Origin of the sequence: Gemmatimonas sp., from assembly GCF_041689975.1 — a bacterium.
In the GTDB taxonomy this organism is placed as follows: domain Bacteria; phylum Gemmatimonadota; class Gemmatimonadetes; order Gemmatimonadales; family Gemmatimonadaceae; genus Gemmatimonas.
The window spans coordinates 1-12011 of sequence record NZ_JBDNFF010000057.1 but is presented as its reverse complement, the minus strand read 5'-3'; the positions used below and the strand labels follow the sequence as shown (position 1 = coordinate 12011).

At 65.7% G+C, this 12011-nt stretch carries 18 protein-coding genes and 2 pseudogenes; 14 read left to right on the top strand and 6 right to left on the bottom strand.

The genetic code is table 11. The features are described 5' to 3' along the window. Positions 1 to 336: type II toxin-antitoxin system ParD family antitoxin (locus tag ACESNG_RS04185; protein ID WP_373067946.1), on the bottom strand; the 336-nt coding region annotated here is incomplete at its 3' end. Between the two features lie 100 nt (positions 337 to 436). Between ACESNG_RS04185 and ACESNG_RS04180 the strand changes: the two genes are divergently transcribed. Further along, positions 437 to 718, top strand: a complete 282-nt coding sequence (locus ACESNG_RS04180) for a hypothetical protein (protein ID WP_373067944.1) — start codon at positions 437 to 439, stop codon at positions 716 to 718. A 316-nt stretch (positions 719 to 1034) separates the two neighbouring features. Here ACESNG_RS04180 and ACESNG_RS04175 read toward each other — a convergent pair whose 3' ends face one another. Both ACESNG_RS04175 and ACESNG_RS04170 read right to left on the bottom strand, forming a co-directional pair. Further along, positions 1035 to 1670: a hypothetical protein gene (locus ACESNG_RS04175; RefSeq protein WP_373063800.1), complete on the bottom strand. Its 636-nt coding sequence runs from the start codon at positions 1668 to 1670 to the stop codon at positions 1035 to 1037. A 110-nt stretch (positions 1671 to 1780) separates the two neighbouring features. After that, positions 1781 to 2695 (bottom strand): serine hydrolase, encoded by a 915-nt coding sequence (locus ACESNG_RS04170; protein ID WP_373063798.1) that lies wholly within the window; start codon positions 2693 to 2695, stop codon positions 1781 to 1783. Positions 2696 to 2784: 89 nt separating this feature from the next. Here ACESNG_RS04170 and ACESNG_RS04165 point away from each other — a divergent pair, with 89 nt between their 5' ends. The 6 genes from ACESNG_RS04165 (at position 2785) to ACESNG_RS04140 (ending at position 7489) form a co-directional block, all read left to right on the top strand. Beyond that, complete coding sequence (locus ACESNG_RS04165; protein ID WP_373063796.1) at positions 2785 to 3807, top strand: sugar ABC transporter substrate-binding protein; 1023 nt, start codon at positions 2785 to 2787, stop codon at positions 3805 to 3807. Beyond that, positions 3804 to 4742, top strand: coding sequence for an ABC transporter permease (locus ACESNG_RS04160; RefSeq protein ID WP_373063794.1), 939 nt, complete (start codon positions 3804 to 3806; stop codon positions 4740 to 4742). The genes ACESNG_RS04165 and ACESNG_RS04160 overlap by 4 nt, the downstream gene beginning before the upstream one ends. Continuing rightward, positions 4739 to 5509 carry an ATP-binding cassette domain-containing protein gene (locus ACESNG_RS04155; RefSeq protein WP_373067942.1) on the top strand — a complete coding sequence of 257 codons (771 nt, stop codon included), beginning with the start codon at positions 4739 to 4741 and terminating at the stop codon, positions 5507 to 5509. The genes ACESNG_RS04160 and ACESNG_RS04155 overlap by 4 nt, the downstream gene beginning before the upstream one ends. A gap of 35 nt (positions 5510 to 5544) precedes the next feature. Continuing rightward, positions 5545 to 6531 carry an integron integrase gene (locus ACESNG_RS04150; protein ID WP_373067940.1) on the top strand — a complete coding sequence of 329 codons (987 nt, stop codon included), beginning with the start codon at positions 5545 to 5547 and terminating at the stop codon, positions 6529 to 6531. A 335-nt stretch (positions 6532 to 6866) separates the two neighbouring features. After that, positions 6867 to 7106, top strand: a complete 240-nt coding sequence (locus ACESNG_RS04145; protein WP_373065446.1) for a DUF433 domain-containing protein — start codon at positions 6867 to 6869, stop codon at positions 7104 to 7106. After that, positions 7103 to 7489: a DUF5615 family PIN-like protein gene (locus ACESNG_RS04140; RefSeq protein ID WP_373065448.1), complete on the top strand. Its 387-nt coding sequence runs from the start codon at positions 7103 to 7105 to the stop codon at positions 7487 to 7489. Before ACESNG_RS04145 ends, ACESNG_RS04140 begins: the two co-directional genes overlap by 4 nt. A 234-nt stretch (positions 7490 to 7723) precedes the next feature. On the opposite strand, the gene ACESNG_RS04135 is transcribed toward ACESNG_RS04140, so the two are convergent. After that, on the bottom strand, positions 7724 to 7876 hold the full coding sequence (locus ACESNG_RS04135) for a hypothetical protein (RefSeq protein ID WP_373065450.1): 153 nt from the start codon (positions 7874 to 7876) through the stop codon (positions 7724 to 7726). Positions 7877 to 7893: 17 nt separating this feature from the next. On the opposite strand from ACESNG_RS04135, the gene ACESNG_RS04130 reads away from it, so the two are divergent. From ACESNG_RS04130 to ACESNG_RS04100, 7 genes and pseudogenes are all read left to right on the top strand, one after another. Next, a complete protein-coding gene (locus ACESNG_RS04130; RefSeq protein WP_373065452.1) occupies positions 7894 to 8112 on the top strand; it encodes a type II toxin-antitoxin system HicB family antitoxin in 219 nt (72 codons plus the stop codon). Between the two features lie 299 nt (positions 8113 to 8411). Continuing rightward, complete coding sequence (locus ACESNG_RS04125; protein WP_373065454.1) at positions 8412 to 8756, top strand: type II toxin-antitoxin system RelE/ParE family toxin; 345 nt, start codon at positions 8412 to 8414, stop codon at positions 8754 to 8756. Further along, positions 8753 to 9124, top strand: a complete 372-nt coding sequence (locus ACESNG_RS04120) for a helix-turn-helix domain-containing protein (protein WP_373065456.1) — start codon at positions 8753 to 8755, stop codon at positions 9122 to 9124. The genes ACESNG_RS04125 and ACESNG_RS04120 overlap by 4 nt, the downstream gene beginning before the upstream one ends. Positions 9125 to 9405: 281 nt before the next feature. After that, positions 9406 to 9640: pseudogene (locus ACESNG_RS04115) on the top strand (DUF433 domain-containing protein). A 3-nt stretch (positions 9641 to 9643) separates the two neighbouring features. Further along, positions 9644 to 9988 (top strand): DUF5615 family PIN-like protein, encoded by a 345-nt coding sequence (locus tag ACESNG_RS04110; RefSeq protein WP_373065458.1) that lies wholly within the window; start codon positions 9644 to 9646, stop codon positions 9986 to 9988. 180 nt (positions 9989 to 10168) lie between these two features. After that, positions 10169 to 10444, top strand: coding sequence for an addiction module protein (locus ACESNG_RS04105; protein WP_373067938.1), 276 nt, complete (start codon positions 10169 to 10171; stop codon positions 10442 to 10444). After that, positions 10339 to 10815 carry a type II toxin-antitoxin system RelE/ParE family toxin gene (locus tag ACESNG_RS04100; protein ID WP_373067948.1) on the top strand — a complete coding sequence of 159 codons (477 nt, stop codon included), beginning with the start codon at positions 10339 to 10341 and terminating at the stop codon, positions 10813 to 10815. Before ACESNG_RS04105 ends, ACESNG_RS04100 begins: the two co-directional genes overlap by 106 nt. Positions 10816 to 11047: 232 nt before the next feature. On the opposite strand, the gene ACESNG_RS04095 is transcribed toward ACESNG_RS04100, so the two are convergent. Together ACESNG_RS04095 and ACESNG_RS04090 are read right to left on the bottom strand one after the other, a co-directional pair. Continuing rightward, entirely contained in the window at positions 11048 to 11737 is a 690-nt protein-coding gene (locus tag ACESNG_RS04095; protein WP_373067936.1) for a transposase, read from the bottom strand. Continuing rightward, positions 11676 to 12011: pseudogene (locus ACESNG_RS04090) on the bottom strand (IS1182 family transposase); the annotation flags it as partial. The gene ACESNG_RS04095 and the pseudogene ACESNG_RS04090, both read right to left, overlap by 62 nt.

The following is a 12011-nucleotide window of genomic DNA, read 5'->3' as shown; positions in this document are numbered from 1 at the left end:
GCGGCGCACTCGGCTCTTACGGCGCACGCGTTCGAATACGGTATCGCCCTCTTGACCTTCGCCGTGCTTGAGTTGAGAGACCCCAGCGCTGACATCAGTTCGCAGCGCTTCAAGCCGTGCGATCTGTTCGGCATCATACGCCTGGAGTAGTCGCAGTCCAGCGCGGACCACTTCACTCGCCGTCGTATACGTCCCGCTCTTCACTTTCTCGCCGACAAAAGCCTCGAACTCGGGCGTCAATGACACGTTCATGCAGACCTCGCGCTGGGTGAGAATGGAAACTGTCGCGTATAACAAAAAATAGCAATATCTGACATCGGCCGAATCGGGACACACGATCCGAAATCGCCCGAGATTCGAACGGGGATCCAACCTTTGTCAGATTGGCAACGTGATGAAGGACTTACGATTGGAGAATAGTCCCCGTCGAAGCGACGTGCGCGCGCCACGGTCGTGGTGGCAGGAGGTGCGTGGCTCGCTCCGCGGCACCACGCGGGATTACACCACGGGCCCGATCGGCCGCTCCATTTTCCGCCAAGCCTTTCCGATGGTGCTGGAGATGATCATGGAGAGCCTGTTCGCGCTCTCCGATGTGTTCTTCGTGGCACGACGCGGCGGGGGCGATGCGGCGGTGTCGATGCGCGTGATGTGGCTGGCCAACGGCATCGACATCGTGCTCGGGCCCTCACTGATTTTCGGCGTGGGTCCGTTTCCGTAGCTGGGCGTGACGGGCGCCGCGGCTGCCACCACAATCGGCCGGAGCACGGGCGTGTGCTACGCGGTGTGGCGTTTGATGCGCGGATCAGGCCATATACGTGTGACCCACGAGTTTCTGATCATGGAATCCGACACCATGCGCGCGATGCTCCGGCTGTCAGTGAATGCCACGTTCCAAGTGCTCATCGGCAGCTTGCGCTGGATGGTGCTTATTCGCTTAATGGCGTAATTCGGCAGTTCGGCCATGGCCGGCCATACCATTGACCTCCGTATGGTCATGTTCGCCATGTTGGCGGCGCATACGCTGATGGCCAAGGTCAGTGCGGTGATGTTCCGCAAGGGGGCGTGGCGCACGCTGCGGGTGTAACGGGCGGGGGGACGACGGCCGCGCTGTCGGGCGACAACGCCGCGCGAAGGTTCCCCAACAGGGTGCCGCGATTGCCGAAGTCCCAGACGGCGCCGTAACGCAAATCGGCGATCACGAACTGTGGACTCTTGGGCGTCGCGTTCGGCCGAGACAGAATCACGAGCGTGTCCGTCCACTTCACCGTAGGCGGCTGCATCGCATTGGTGAACGCAATCACAGCGAAGCTGGAATCGCCGCGCGTAGTGAGACGGCGGATTGCGAATGACGTGTTGCCTTCGAAGAGACTGCCGAACATGTCGCCTTCCACGAACGGCGGCTTTTCATCTGGCGCGCGACGCGACGCGTTGTCGCGTTCGTGCCGCGCCTCGGTGAGCAGGCGTACCAACGTAGAATCGAGATACGGTCGCACCGCGTCGAGGGCGAGCGAGTCGGGAACGCCGCGTACACCAAGACCATCGATCAGCGTGTAGAACTGCGCTGCCGTTTCTGGCGGGGATGACGGCGCCCATGGCCGGCAGCCGGCGGTTATACCCAGCACGAGCATCACCACCCCTTGATACGAACCACGCAGCGGTCGCGGTGCCACGGTTCGCCTCATGCAGCCAACCGAGCCGACGCCATCTTCAGCTCTTTGCGCTGCAGTTCCCCGCGCAAGAGCAACAGCGTGAATGCCGCGTGCAGCGTGATCGTGATCATTCATTTGGCCAGCCACTCCCAGATGATGCGTGAGCAATCCGCCGCGAGCGCGTCGGCGACCCTTGGATCAGCGATGTTGCGTGTGAGAATCGCGATCGCGTACGGCGCTTTCTCCGGCGGGTACACCAACCCCGCGTCGTGCCGTGTGGCGGTGATGCTGCCGGTCTTGTGCGCCACGCGTGTGCCGACCGGCAGCCCGGCCGGGATCTGCGAATTGAACGCCTGCTGCTCGAGAATGCCGAGCATGTCCGCCGTTGCGGTGCTGTCGCCGACCCGTCGCGACTGCAGGGCAATGAACAGCACCACCAGGTCGCTGGCCGTCGTGACGTTGTTCATGCCCTTCCGGAACGCCGGCGTGTCCTCCACACCGCGAAGCACCACGGTATTCTTCGCCCCCAGCTCACGCGCCAGCGCCGTGATCTTCGCCGGCTCGAGCAGCGTGATCAGCGTATTCGTCGCGAGGTTGCTGGAGTGCGTGATCATGCGCTCGGCCAGCCAGCGCACGGCCACATCCTGCCCCACGCGCGCATACACCGTGCTGTCGCTATCATCGGCCGGATCGAGCACGTACGCCGAACTGTCCGCGATCGACCGGAACGTGTTGGTGAGCCGGATCGTCTGATCCGGGCGCAGCCGTCCCTGCGCAAAGGCATCGTACAGCGCGAACAGCACCGGGACCTTCATCATGCTCGCCGCGTGAAACACGGTGTCGGCGTGCAGATCGAAGGCGCGGCCGCGTTCGACGTCACGCATGGAAATCGACACCTGCGCGCCGGGCACGCTGGCGATGCGCGCCTGGATCTGCTGACGCACGGACAGCGGCTTTCGCGCGCCGATCAGGCCACAGCCGGTGCTGCCGAGGACTACCAGCGCGACCGCTAGGGTGACCACGAATCGAAGGGATGAGAGTCGCATGGTGGGAAGGCTGTCATGTTTTGCGGCCGTACGCAATCGCCGGCGGTCTCTCTTGCCCAAATCGCGATTGCGTGCTGATTTCCTTGCCTATGCGCATAGATCCCCTGCCCCGTCTGGTCCCCCGGCGTCTCCTCGCCCTCGCCCTCCCGCTGCTGTTCGCCTGCTCGCCCAAGGGTGACAGCAAGCCGGTAATCGGGCTGATCACGAAGACCGCGTCGAACCCGTTCTTCGTCAAGATGAAGGAAGGGGCCGAACAGGCCGCCGCGGCGCAGGGCGCCACGCTGATGGCGGCCGCGGGTCGCTCCGATGGTGACAACGCCGGACAGGTCACCGCCATCGAGAATCTCGTAGCCGCCGGTGCCAAGGCCATTCTGATCTCCGCCAGCGACTCGAAGGCCATCGTGCCGGCCATCAAGAAGGCGCGCGACGCCGGCATTGTGGTAATCGCCCTCGACAGCCCGACCGACCCGGTTGACGCCACCGACGCCCTCTTCGCCACCGACAACTATCGCGCCGGGCAGCTCATTGGCCAGTACGCCAAAGCGCGCTTGGGGGCGACGCCCGCCAAGATCGCCACGCTGGATCTGATTCCGGGAAATCCCACTGGCGCGCAACGCCACAACGGCTTCCTGAGCGGCTTCGGGCTCCCGTCGTACGAGAAGACGCGGAACGAGCTCGCGCAACCGCCGGAAGTGGTGTGTATGACCGACGCCATGGGTGATCAGGCCAAGGGACAAACGGCCATGGAGAACTGCTTGCAGGCGCATCCCGAGATCAACGTGGTGTACACGGTGAACGAGCCGTCGGCCGCGGGCGCCTTCAACGCGCTGCAGAAGGCCGGCAAAGAGAAGGGCGTGCTCGTCGTGTCGGTCGACGGCAGCTGCCGCGGCGTGCAGAACATCGTAGACGGTGCGCTCACGGCGACCGCACAGCAGTACCCGCTGCGCATGGCCGAATTGGGTGTCGAGGCGGCGATGGCGTTCATCAAGACCGGCAAGAAGGCGTCGGGGTACGTGGATACCGGCGTGCAACTCATCGCGAGGGATAGCGTGGCCGGTGTGGCGAGTCTTGGCGCGGACAAAGCACTCGGGCTCTGTTGGGGCTACAAATGACCGTTCGGCGGCTGGCCTTTGCCGGTCCGCTCGTTGCGCTGCTGCTCGCCTGTGCCTTCTTCGCGCTGCAATCGCCGCGATTCCTGACCGGCGCCAATCTCTCGTTGGTGCTGAGCCAGGTGATGGTGGTCGGCGTGCTCGCGATCGGCCAGACGCTGGTCATTCTCACTGGTGGTATCGACCTCGCCTGCGGCATGATCATGGCGCTCGGGTCGATTTTGATGAGCATGCTGGCCGTGAAGCACGGGTGGCATCCGGCGTTGGCGATCGCCGGCGGCATGGGTGTCACCACGCTCGCCGGGATGATCAACGGCCTGCTGGTCACGCGCATCAAGCTGCCGCCGTTCATCGTCACACTCGGGACGATGAACATCGCGTTCGCCGCCACGCAGCTCGTGTCACGCGCACAAACGTTCACCGACTTACCACCCCTGTTCACGTGGCTCGGTAACAGCGTGCGGGTGGGGAACACCCCAATTGCGTTCGGCGCGCTCGCGATGCTGGCGTCGTATGCGCTCGCTTTTGTGTTGCTGCGCGAGACGGCGGCGGGTCGTCATGTGTACGCCGTGGGCAACAACAGCGAGGCTGCACGACTGGCCGGTATCAATACCAATCGCGTGCTCCTCAGCGTGTACATGTTGTCGGGACTCTGCGCCGGTATCGCGGCATTGCTGTCGATTGCGCGCACTGGCGTGGGCGATCCCCAAAGCGGCCAGACGGAAAATCTCGATACCGTGACGGCCGTGGTGCTGGGCGGTACGAGCTTGTTCGGTGGACGAGGAATTATTGTCGGTTCGTTGGTTGGTGCGCTGATCGTGGGCGTGTTCCGTAACGGACTCACGCTCATGGGCGTGTCGTCGGTGTATCAGATTCTAGTCACCGGCGTGTTGGTGATTTTGGCCGTGGCCACCGACCAGTGGTCGAGAAAAGCATGACGGTGCTGGAGGCGCGCGGCCTCGTGAAGCGCTACGGACAGGTGACCGCGCTCGACGGCACCGACTTCGAAGTGGGCGCCGGCGAGATCATGGCCGTGATCGGCGACAACGGCGCTGGCAAGTCATCGCTCATCAAGGCACTGTCGGGCGCCATGATTCCGGACCGCGGCGAGATCTGGCTCGACGGCGCGCGCGTGCACTTCGACGGACCCATTGACGCTCGACGCGCGGGTATTGAAACGGTGTATCAGGATCTCGCGCTGGCGCCAGCGATGTCGATCGCCGAGAATCTGTTTCTGGGGCGCGAGCATCGTCGAGCGGGATTGGCGGGTTCGTTACTGCGTCTCATCGATCGACCGCGCATGCAGCGCGAAGCCGAGGCGCAGTTACGCCAACTTGGCATCGGCATTCGCTCCATTACGCAGGCCGTGGAGACCCTCTCCGGCGGCCAGCGTCAGGGCATCGCGGTAGCACGCAGCGCGGCGTTTGCGCGGCACGTCGTGATACTCGACGAACCCACCGCCGCGCTCGGCGTGAAAGAGAGCGGTATGGTGTTGGACCTCATCAAACGCGTTCGCGATCGGGGCCTGAGCGTGATATTGATCAGCCACAACATGCCGCACGTCTTCGAACTGGCCGACCGCATTCACATCCAGCGGCTGGGAAAACGGGCGGCGTTGGTGCGCACGAGCGAGATCGGCATGGCCGATGCGGTGGCGGTGATGACCGGAGCCGTGAGCGGTGAGATGTCACGCGCGTCCGTGTGATGCGACGCGCACAATTGTGATGACAGCGAAGGGTCATGGACGGTGCAACGTACGGCATGTCGCCCTCACGTCTGTTGCTCTTGGTGCGTGACCGGGCCGCCGTGCGCCGCTACAGTCCGCGCACGACGCAGGCCTATGTGCATTGGATTGTGCGTTATGTGCGATGGAATAACCTGCAGCATCCCGCCACGTTCGGTGGCGTGCAGGTGCGAGACTTCCTGACGTATCTGGCGTGCGAGCGGAACGTGGCGGCATCCACGCAGAATCAGGCACTCGCGGCGCTCCAGTTCCTCTATCGAGACGTATTGGAGCAGCCACTGGCTGCGCTATCCGGACTCGTGCCGGCGCGGAAGCCCACCACTCTCCCTAATGTGCTGTCGCGGGAGGCCGTGCAGCGGGTGCTGGCCTGCCTGACCGGCACCCCGCTGCTGATGGCCCAGCTGTTGTACGGGAGCGGCCTGCGCCTGCAGGAGTGCTGTCAGCTGCGCGTGAAGGATCTCGATTTTGACCGCGGCGAGCTTCGGGTGCGGCGCGGCAAAGGGCAGCGCGACCGGGTCACCGTGCTGCCCGGTGCGGTGGGCGAGCCGCTGCGCGCGCACCTGACGCGCGTTCGAGCGATCATGGCGCGGCGTGCCGCCCGCGGTGGCGGCTTCGTGGAAGTGCCGGGCGCTCTGGACCTCAAGATCCCGCGCGCCTCGCGACACTGGAGCTGGTGCTGGGTGTTTCCCGCCGCGCGTGAGTACTGGCACCGCGAGAGCGATACGCGGCGGACGCACCACATCCACCCGACGGTAGCGCAGCGGGCGGTGGCGGCGGCCGGTATTACGTCCGGCGTCGCGCAACGCGTCGGGTGCCATACGTTCCGGCATTCCTTTGCCACGCACCTGCTGGAGTCGGGCTCGGACATCCGGACCGTGCAGGAGTTACTGGGGCACAAAGATGTGAAAACGACCATGCTGTACACGCACGTGCTGAACCGTGGCGGGCTCGGGGTGCGCAGCCCTCTCGACGTAGGGTGCTGACAGGTGCGATCCAGGCAACCCTCCAGCCGAAGTCCGTTTAGGCTGCGAAGCTCGCAGCCTAACGGGAACGGGACCAACGGCGACCAGCGGGCAAAGTCGTTGCGCCGTCGTGGGTTGCGGAGTTGCGCGTGAAGCAGCACGTTTTCGTTATGCTGCGAGAAGTTGCCTGTATAGCGGCCGCCTCGCAGGCATGCCCCGCAGGCCAATGAGCGTTAGCGGGCGAATCCGGCGTTCGTGCCGTGTCGGCATCGGGGGAGCAGTCGCAGCCCTGCGACGATGGCACCACGCGGTTCTGACGGTCCGTATATTTCCAGCAGCCTCGCACCGGAGATCTCATGAACTGGCAGCCCTATATCACCACCTCGACAGACGTCGCCGGCGGCAGACCGATCGTGCAGGGGACGCGGCTGACAGTCGAATTCGTCCTAGGGTTGTTCGCGGCGGGCTGGACGTCCGCGCAGGTGCTGGAGAATTATCCGACCCTCAACGCCGACGCGCTGCGGGCTGTGTTCGCGTACTCCGCCGAGGTGCTCCATGATGAGGCCCTCTATTCGCTCCGGTTCGACGCGGCGTGACGGTGCCGGGCGCGGCGTGTCCCCTGCTGGCAGACGAGAATGTGCCGCGCGCCTCAGTCGACTATCTCCGCGCTCGCGGCTACGACGTCGTCTGGATCGCGGAAGCGAGCCCAGGCGTCAGTGATCCCGTGGTGTTAGCGCGCGGCCGCGCCGAGGCGCGCCTCACCTTCGGCTTCGATCTTGATTTGCCGGAGCGCATCGTCCGCGGAACCGATGCGCCACCACTCGGGCTGGTGCTCTTTCGTGGCGCGCCCGAGACACCGACAGCGACCGGGGAACTGCTCGAGGCCTTGCCCCTTCGCGACGATCTGGAACTCGCCGGACGCATCACGGTGGTGAAAGGCGCGCAGGTGCGGCAGCGACCATTCCCGCCCGCCCGCTAACAAACGGTTGCAGCAGACAGCGGAGCTATTGTATGCTCGCTTCGCTCGCTCTATTTCGTTCCGCTGCAGCTGAACCGCGGCGTTAGACATCACTTGTCAGGCTGCGCGCAAGGCATGAGCGTCGCCGATGAAACGCTCCGCGCTGCCGCGCACGCCGTCACACGCACCTCACGCGCAGGCGCATCATCAACTGTTGGCAGACACCCCCGCGGGGACGGATCGGGTTGTCGATGATCACCGCGACAGGGGAATCTGCGCGCGCGCCGGTCGTCCGAGCAGCCGTGCCCAGCCCTCGACTTTCCAGTCGTGCGCGTCGTATCGACCGAACACGCGACCGCCGCTCTGCTCGGGTGCGGGCCCCGACGCCTGACGTAGCTTTCGGGACACTTTTGCACGGAGTTCAGATGTCGCTCGAACTGACAGCCATCGTTCGCAAGGACCCAGCAGGCGGGTTTGTCGCCTTTGTGGAGGAGCTCCCGGGGGCCAACACCCAGGGAGAGACGTTGGAGGAAGCCCGCGAGAATCTGCGCGAGGCCGTCGCGCTGGTACTGGAGTCCAATCGCGCGCTGGCGGAGCAATCGCTGGTGGGCGCCGACGTCATTCGCGAACGCCTGATCGCGTAGTGGGGCGCGGGTGAAACGCATCGTTTTGGTCCGGCCCTTGGCAGCACACGTGCGTCGCTTGCTCCGCGAAGGCGGGAGTCATTCGGTGTTCGTCAATGCGGACGCCTCGAAGGTCTCGACCGTGCCACGACACCGGGAGATCAAGGACTTCCTCGCCCGAAAGATTAGCAAGGCCTTGGACGTCGCGTGGCCGTGAGGTCTAACTGTGCGTTGCTGCAGAACGCAGCGTGTTATGCCGCCAAGCAAGGTCCAACCGCCTGATCTTGCCAATCCATGCTACTCAGTAGTAGGTTCCATCTATGGCCGAAGAGCGACGCGACCTAGAGTTCATCTACACGCCGCTCTTCGAACGCAGCGCACGCGGCCTCTTCGATGGCGAATGCATGCGACACGCCGAGCTGGAGCTGCTCGCCGATCCACTCGCTGGGGCGATGGTGGCGGGCACCGGCGGGATTCGGAAGCTCCGCGTCGCCTTCCCCGGTCGAGGCAAGCGCGGTAGCGCGCGCGTGGCCTATTTGTACGTCGAGATCCGCGGCCGTGTGTACTTCCTCTTGGCCTATGCCAAGGCGGAGCAGCTCGATCTGAGCCCGGCCGACAAGAAGGCCCTCCGCGGCCTCGTCCACGAGTTGGAGGTACACGAATGACCGCGCGCCGAACGAACCTAGGGTCGTTGCTGGTGAGGAGCATGCGCGAAGCCGTCCGGATCGAGGCGGGTGCCCTCCGTCCAGCACGACGCCATCGCCGGACGATCACGGACGTCACCGTGAGTCCGCCGCCGGCGTACGGGGCCTCGCAGGTCCGCGCTCTGCGGGACCGCCTCGGCCTCTCGCAACCCCTGTTCGCCCAGGCGCTCAACGTGAGTGTGGGCACCGTCCGCGGGTGGGAGCAGGGGGCCCGCGTTCCGGATGGGCCGTCGCGGCGGTTACTCGAAGTCGTCGAGCATGCCCCCAACGTCCTCTTGCGTGCCGTTCACGACGCACGCGGCCGATCCGTTCGCGCCCCTGCGGCATAATCTCGCGTTGCAGCCGACGAGCAAACGCGGGTGCGCTCGCTTCGCTCGCTCTATCTCATTTGCTCGCTGCTGAACGCCGGCGTTAAGTAGCGCAACTGACATTGATGGCTCCGAGGCGCTTGCCTCTGTGTGGAGGCGAGTCCCGCGCCGTTCGTGGGTTGCGATTCGCCAATTCGCACCACTGGAGGGGCGTGTCGGTGGCGCTCGCTGCTGTCCTCACGGCTATCCTCGGGGCCGCGGCTCCGGTATCTTTCCGGTGCCTTCCGCCCCGAGCGCCGCCGATGGGCCAGACCGTGGAGTTAATGGACCGTATCACCGTGAACCCCGATCAATGCGGGGGGCGTCCGTGTATCCGGGGGATGCGCATTCGGGTGAGCGATGTGCTGGACTTGTTGGCGGGGGGGGCTGACGGCGGACCAAGTGGTTGAGGAGCTGCCCGACTTGGAGCGCGATGATGTCGCGGCGTGCCTGCGCTTTGCCAGTCGTCGCGTGGGACACCCCGTCCTCGCGGCGTAACCGGTGCGAGTCTGGATCGATGCGCAGTTGTCCCCCGCGCTCGCCCAGTGGTTGTGCGACGACGTCGGGGTGGATGCTGTCGCGGTCCGCGCACTCGGTCTCCGCAGCGCCGAAGATCCGGTCATCTTCGCGGGGGCACGCACCGAAGGCGCGGTCGTGCTCACGAAGGACAGCGACTTTGTGGAGCTCGTCGCGCGATGGGGTCCGCCGCCGCAGATCAGTTGGCTCACGTGCGGGAATACGAGCAATGCGTTTCTCCGTGGGAGTCTCCGCGACGCGTGGCCGCACATCGAGACGTTGCTCGCGGCGGGTGAACCGCTGGTCGAGATCGGTGGGCGCGCTACCTAACCTGACGCTGCTGCAGACAGCGGTTCGGCAGTCGCCCCGCTGGTCGATGCTCGCACGTGCAGATCGAACGGCGGCATGTCCCGCGCACGGCGTAGCTGAGGCGCCAGCGTTGGCGTCCCGCGCGGGCGCCGCGGCGCCGAGGGCGGTTAGATTCCGCCGTCCCCTCCTGTGGAGCGTGGTATGGATCTCGACTTGGAGCAGTTGGCGGCGGCCGTGTTCCGCTTGCCTGACGCGGCGCGGGCTGACTTGGCGACCCGCCTGTTGGCCAGCCTCGAGCCGGAGCTGCCCGGCGACTCCGCCGCCGCGATCGCCACCGCGTGGGACGCCGAGCTCGAGCGGCGTGACGCAGAATTGACCACGGATCCGCGGAGCGGGATTCCCGCGGCGGAGGTCTTCCGCATGCTCGAGGCGGACCTGGCCGGGCAGCGCGCCGCCCGGGGCGAGACCGTCCGCTGAGCCTGGAGGCACCGCCGCTCACGTTCCATCAAGAGGCGCTGGTGGAGCTCCGGGACGCGGTGCGGTACTACGGCGCGCGGCTCCCGCAGCTGGGCGCGGACTTCGTCGCCGAGGTGCGCCGGGTCACGGCGCTCGTGGTGCTCCGTCCCCACGCGGGTGAGCCCATGGCCCGTGGGCGACGGCGGTGGCGCTGTGAACGGTTTCCCTACGCCGCGGTCTATCGCGTGGCGCCGGATGGCAGCATTCGCGTCCTCGCCGTCGCGCATCATCGGCGACGCCCCGGCTATTGGCGAGCGCGTACGCAGGCGACGACTGAGCGCATGCGGGGGGTCGGCGCGCGCCGGCGCTGCCGAACGGTGCGTTGCTGTTGACAACGGCTTCAAGGATTGCGGCCTTGCTCCCTTCGGTCGCTGGCCGCAACCTATTGAAGGCCGTTGCAGCAGAACGCGAGCGTTGAGGCTGTAGAATAAGGCGATTTCGCGGCCGCAGGACGTCGTCTATGATTCTCGTGATCGCCTCGATGCGCCGAACTCGGAAAAAGCGCGCGTTTATCGACGGTTTCGCGTGGAATTACGCGTATTGCTGCGCGTTCCGCGGTGCTCTCTACGCGGCGTAGCCCGCGTGGGCGAGTTTCTCGATGTTGTGGACGAGACAATACAGCGTCCATTGCCCGTTTACTTTCTCGCGGCCGCGCAGCGTGAAACGATCGAGCCGCTTGTTCGCCCGCAGATTGCCGAACACCGGCTCCACCGTGGCGAAGCGTCGCCCATACGCTTCGCGTCCCTCTGGTGCGTCGAGGCGCGCTCGCATGCGCGCGGTGTACGTGGGCCCGTCGGTGTCGATGCGTCCATGGAAGAACGCCACGTTGCGCATCGGGGTGGTGTCTGGCGTGCGCAAGCACTGCGCGCGCAGCGGGCACGGCCCGCCGTCCCGCTTGGCGCCGCGAACGTGTGCACCGACGTGGTGGTTTGTCTTCCGGTTTCCCCCGCTACGGTACAACGACTTTCCCGCGGGACACACGCCGGTGCGCGCCTCGGCATCGGTCGTGAAATCGGCGGTGGTGAACACCGTCGGTGTCGACGTCGTGGGTGTCGCACTCTTGTCGTGCAGCGGATGCGGCCCCTGTTGATGGCGCGCTTGCGTCGCGAAGCGTTCGTCGCGTTGGCGCAGGTCGCGATCAGCGATCAGCGCCTCGACCGACATCGTATCCAGCGCGCGGAGATTCGCTTCGCTATGGTAACCCGCATCGGCGGTGATCAGCGTGGTGGCACCGCGCAGCGGCTGCAGCGCCATCGACGATGGGCACCAGCAGCTCCTGTGCCGTGCCGGTGCCGTGCGCCTGCGCGACGACGATGATCTGATGCGCCGCATCGACGGCCGCCACCCCCGTGTACCCTTGGATGACGCCTTTGCTCGTGGCCATCTTGGCGCTGTCGTTGTCGGTGCGGTTACTCTTGCGCACGGCGCCCGTCGCGCCCCGTCGATCCTCCGGATGCGTGGCGAGCCACTCGCGCAGGTGCTCAGCGTCGCGCGTGGGCCGCTCGTGGCGCTGTTGCGTCTTCGCGGC

Excerpts from the sequence above, each read along its gene's own strand:
- ACESNG_RS04160 (WP_373063794.1), top strand. The coding sequence starts at position 3,804 with ATGACCGTTCGGCGGCTGGCCTTTGCCGGTCCGCTCGTTGCGCTGCTG.
- ACESNG_RS04145 (WP_373065446.1), top strand. The coding sequence starts at position 6,867 with ATGAACTGGCAGCCCTATATCACCACCTCGACAGACGTCGCCGGCGGC.
- ACESNG_RS04120 (WP_373065456.1), top strand. The coding sequence starts at position 8,753 with ATGACCGCGCGCCGAACGAACCTAGGGTCGTTGCTGGTGAGGAGCATG.
- ACESNG_RS04155 (WP_373067942.1), top strand. The coding sequence starts at position 4,739 with ATGACGGTGCTGGAGGCGCGCGGCCTCGTGAAGCGCTACGGACAGGTG.
- ACESNG_RS04165 (WP_373063796.1), top strand. The coding sequence starts at position 2,785 with ATGCGCATAGATCCCCTGCCCCGTCTGGTCCCCCGGCGTCTCCTCGCC.
- ACESNG_RS04150 (WP_373067940.1), top strand. The coding sequence starts at position 5,545 with ATGGACGGTGCAACGTACGGCATGTCGCCCTCACGTCTGTTGCTCTTG.
- ACESNG_RS04130 (WP_373065452.1), top strand. The coding sequence starts at position 7,894 with ATGTCGCTCGAACTGACAGCCATCGTTCGCAAGGACCCAGCAGGCGGG.
- ACESNG_RS04125 (WP_373065454.1), top strand. The coding sequence starts at position 8,412 with ATGGCCGAAGAGCGACGCGACCTAGAGTTCATCTACACGCCGCTCTTC.
- ACESNG_RS04170 (WP_373063798.1), bottom strand. The coding sequence starts at position 2,695 with ATGCGACTCTCATCCCTTCGATTCGTGGTCACCCTAGCGGTCGCGCTG.
- ACESNG_RS04105 (WP_373067938.1), top strand. The coding sequence starts at position 10,169 with ATGGATCTCGACTTGGAGCAGTTGGCGGCGGCCGTGTTCCGCTTGCCT.
- ACESNG_RS04095 (WP_373067936.1), bottom strand. The coding sequence starts at position 11,737 with ATGGCGCTGCAGCCGCTGCGCGGTGCCACCACGCTGATCACCGCCGAT.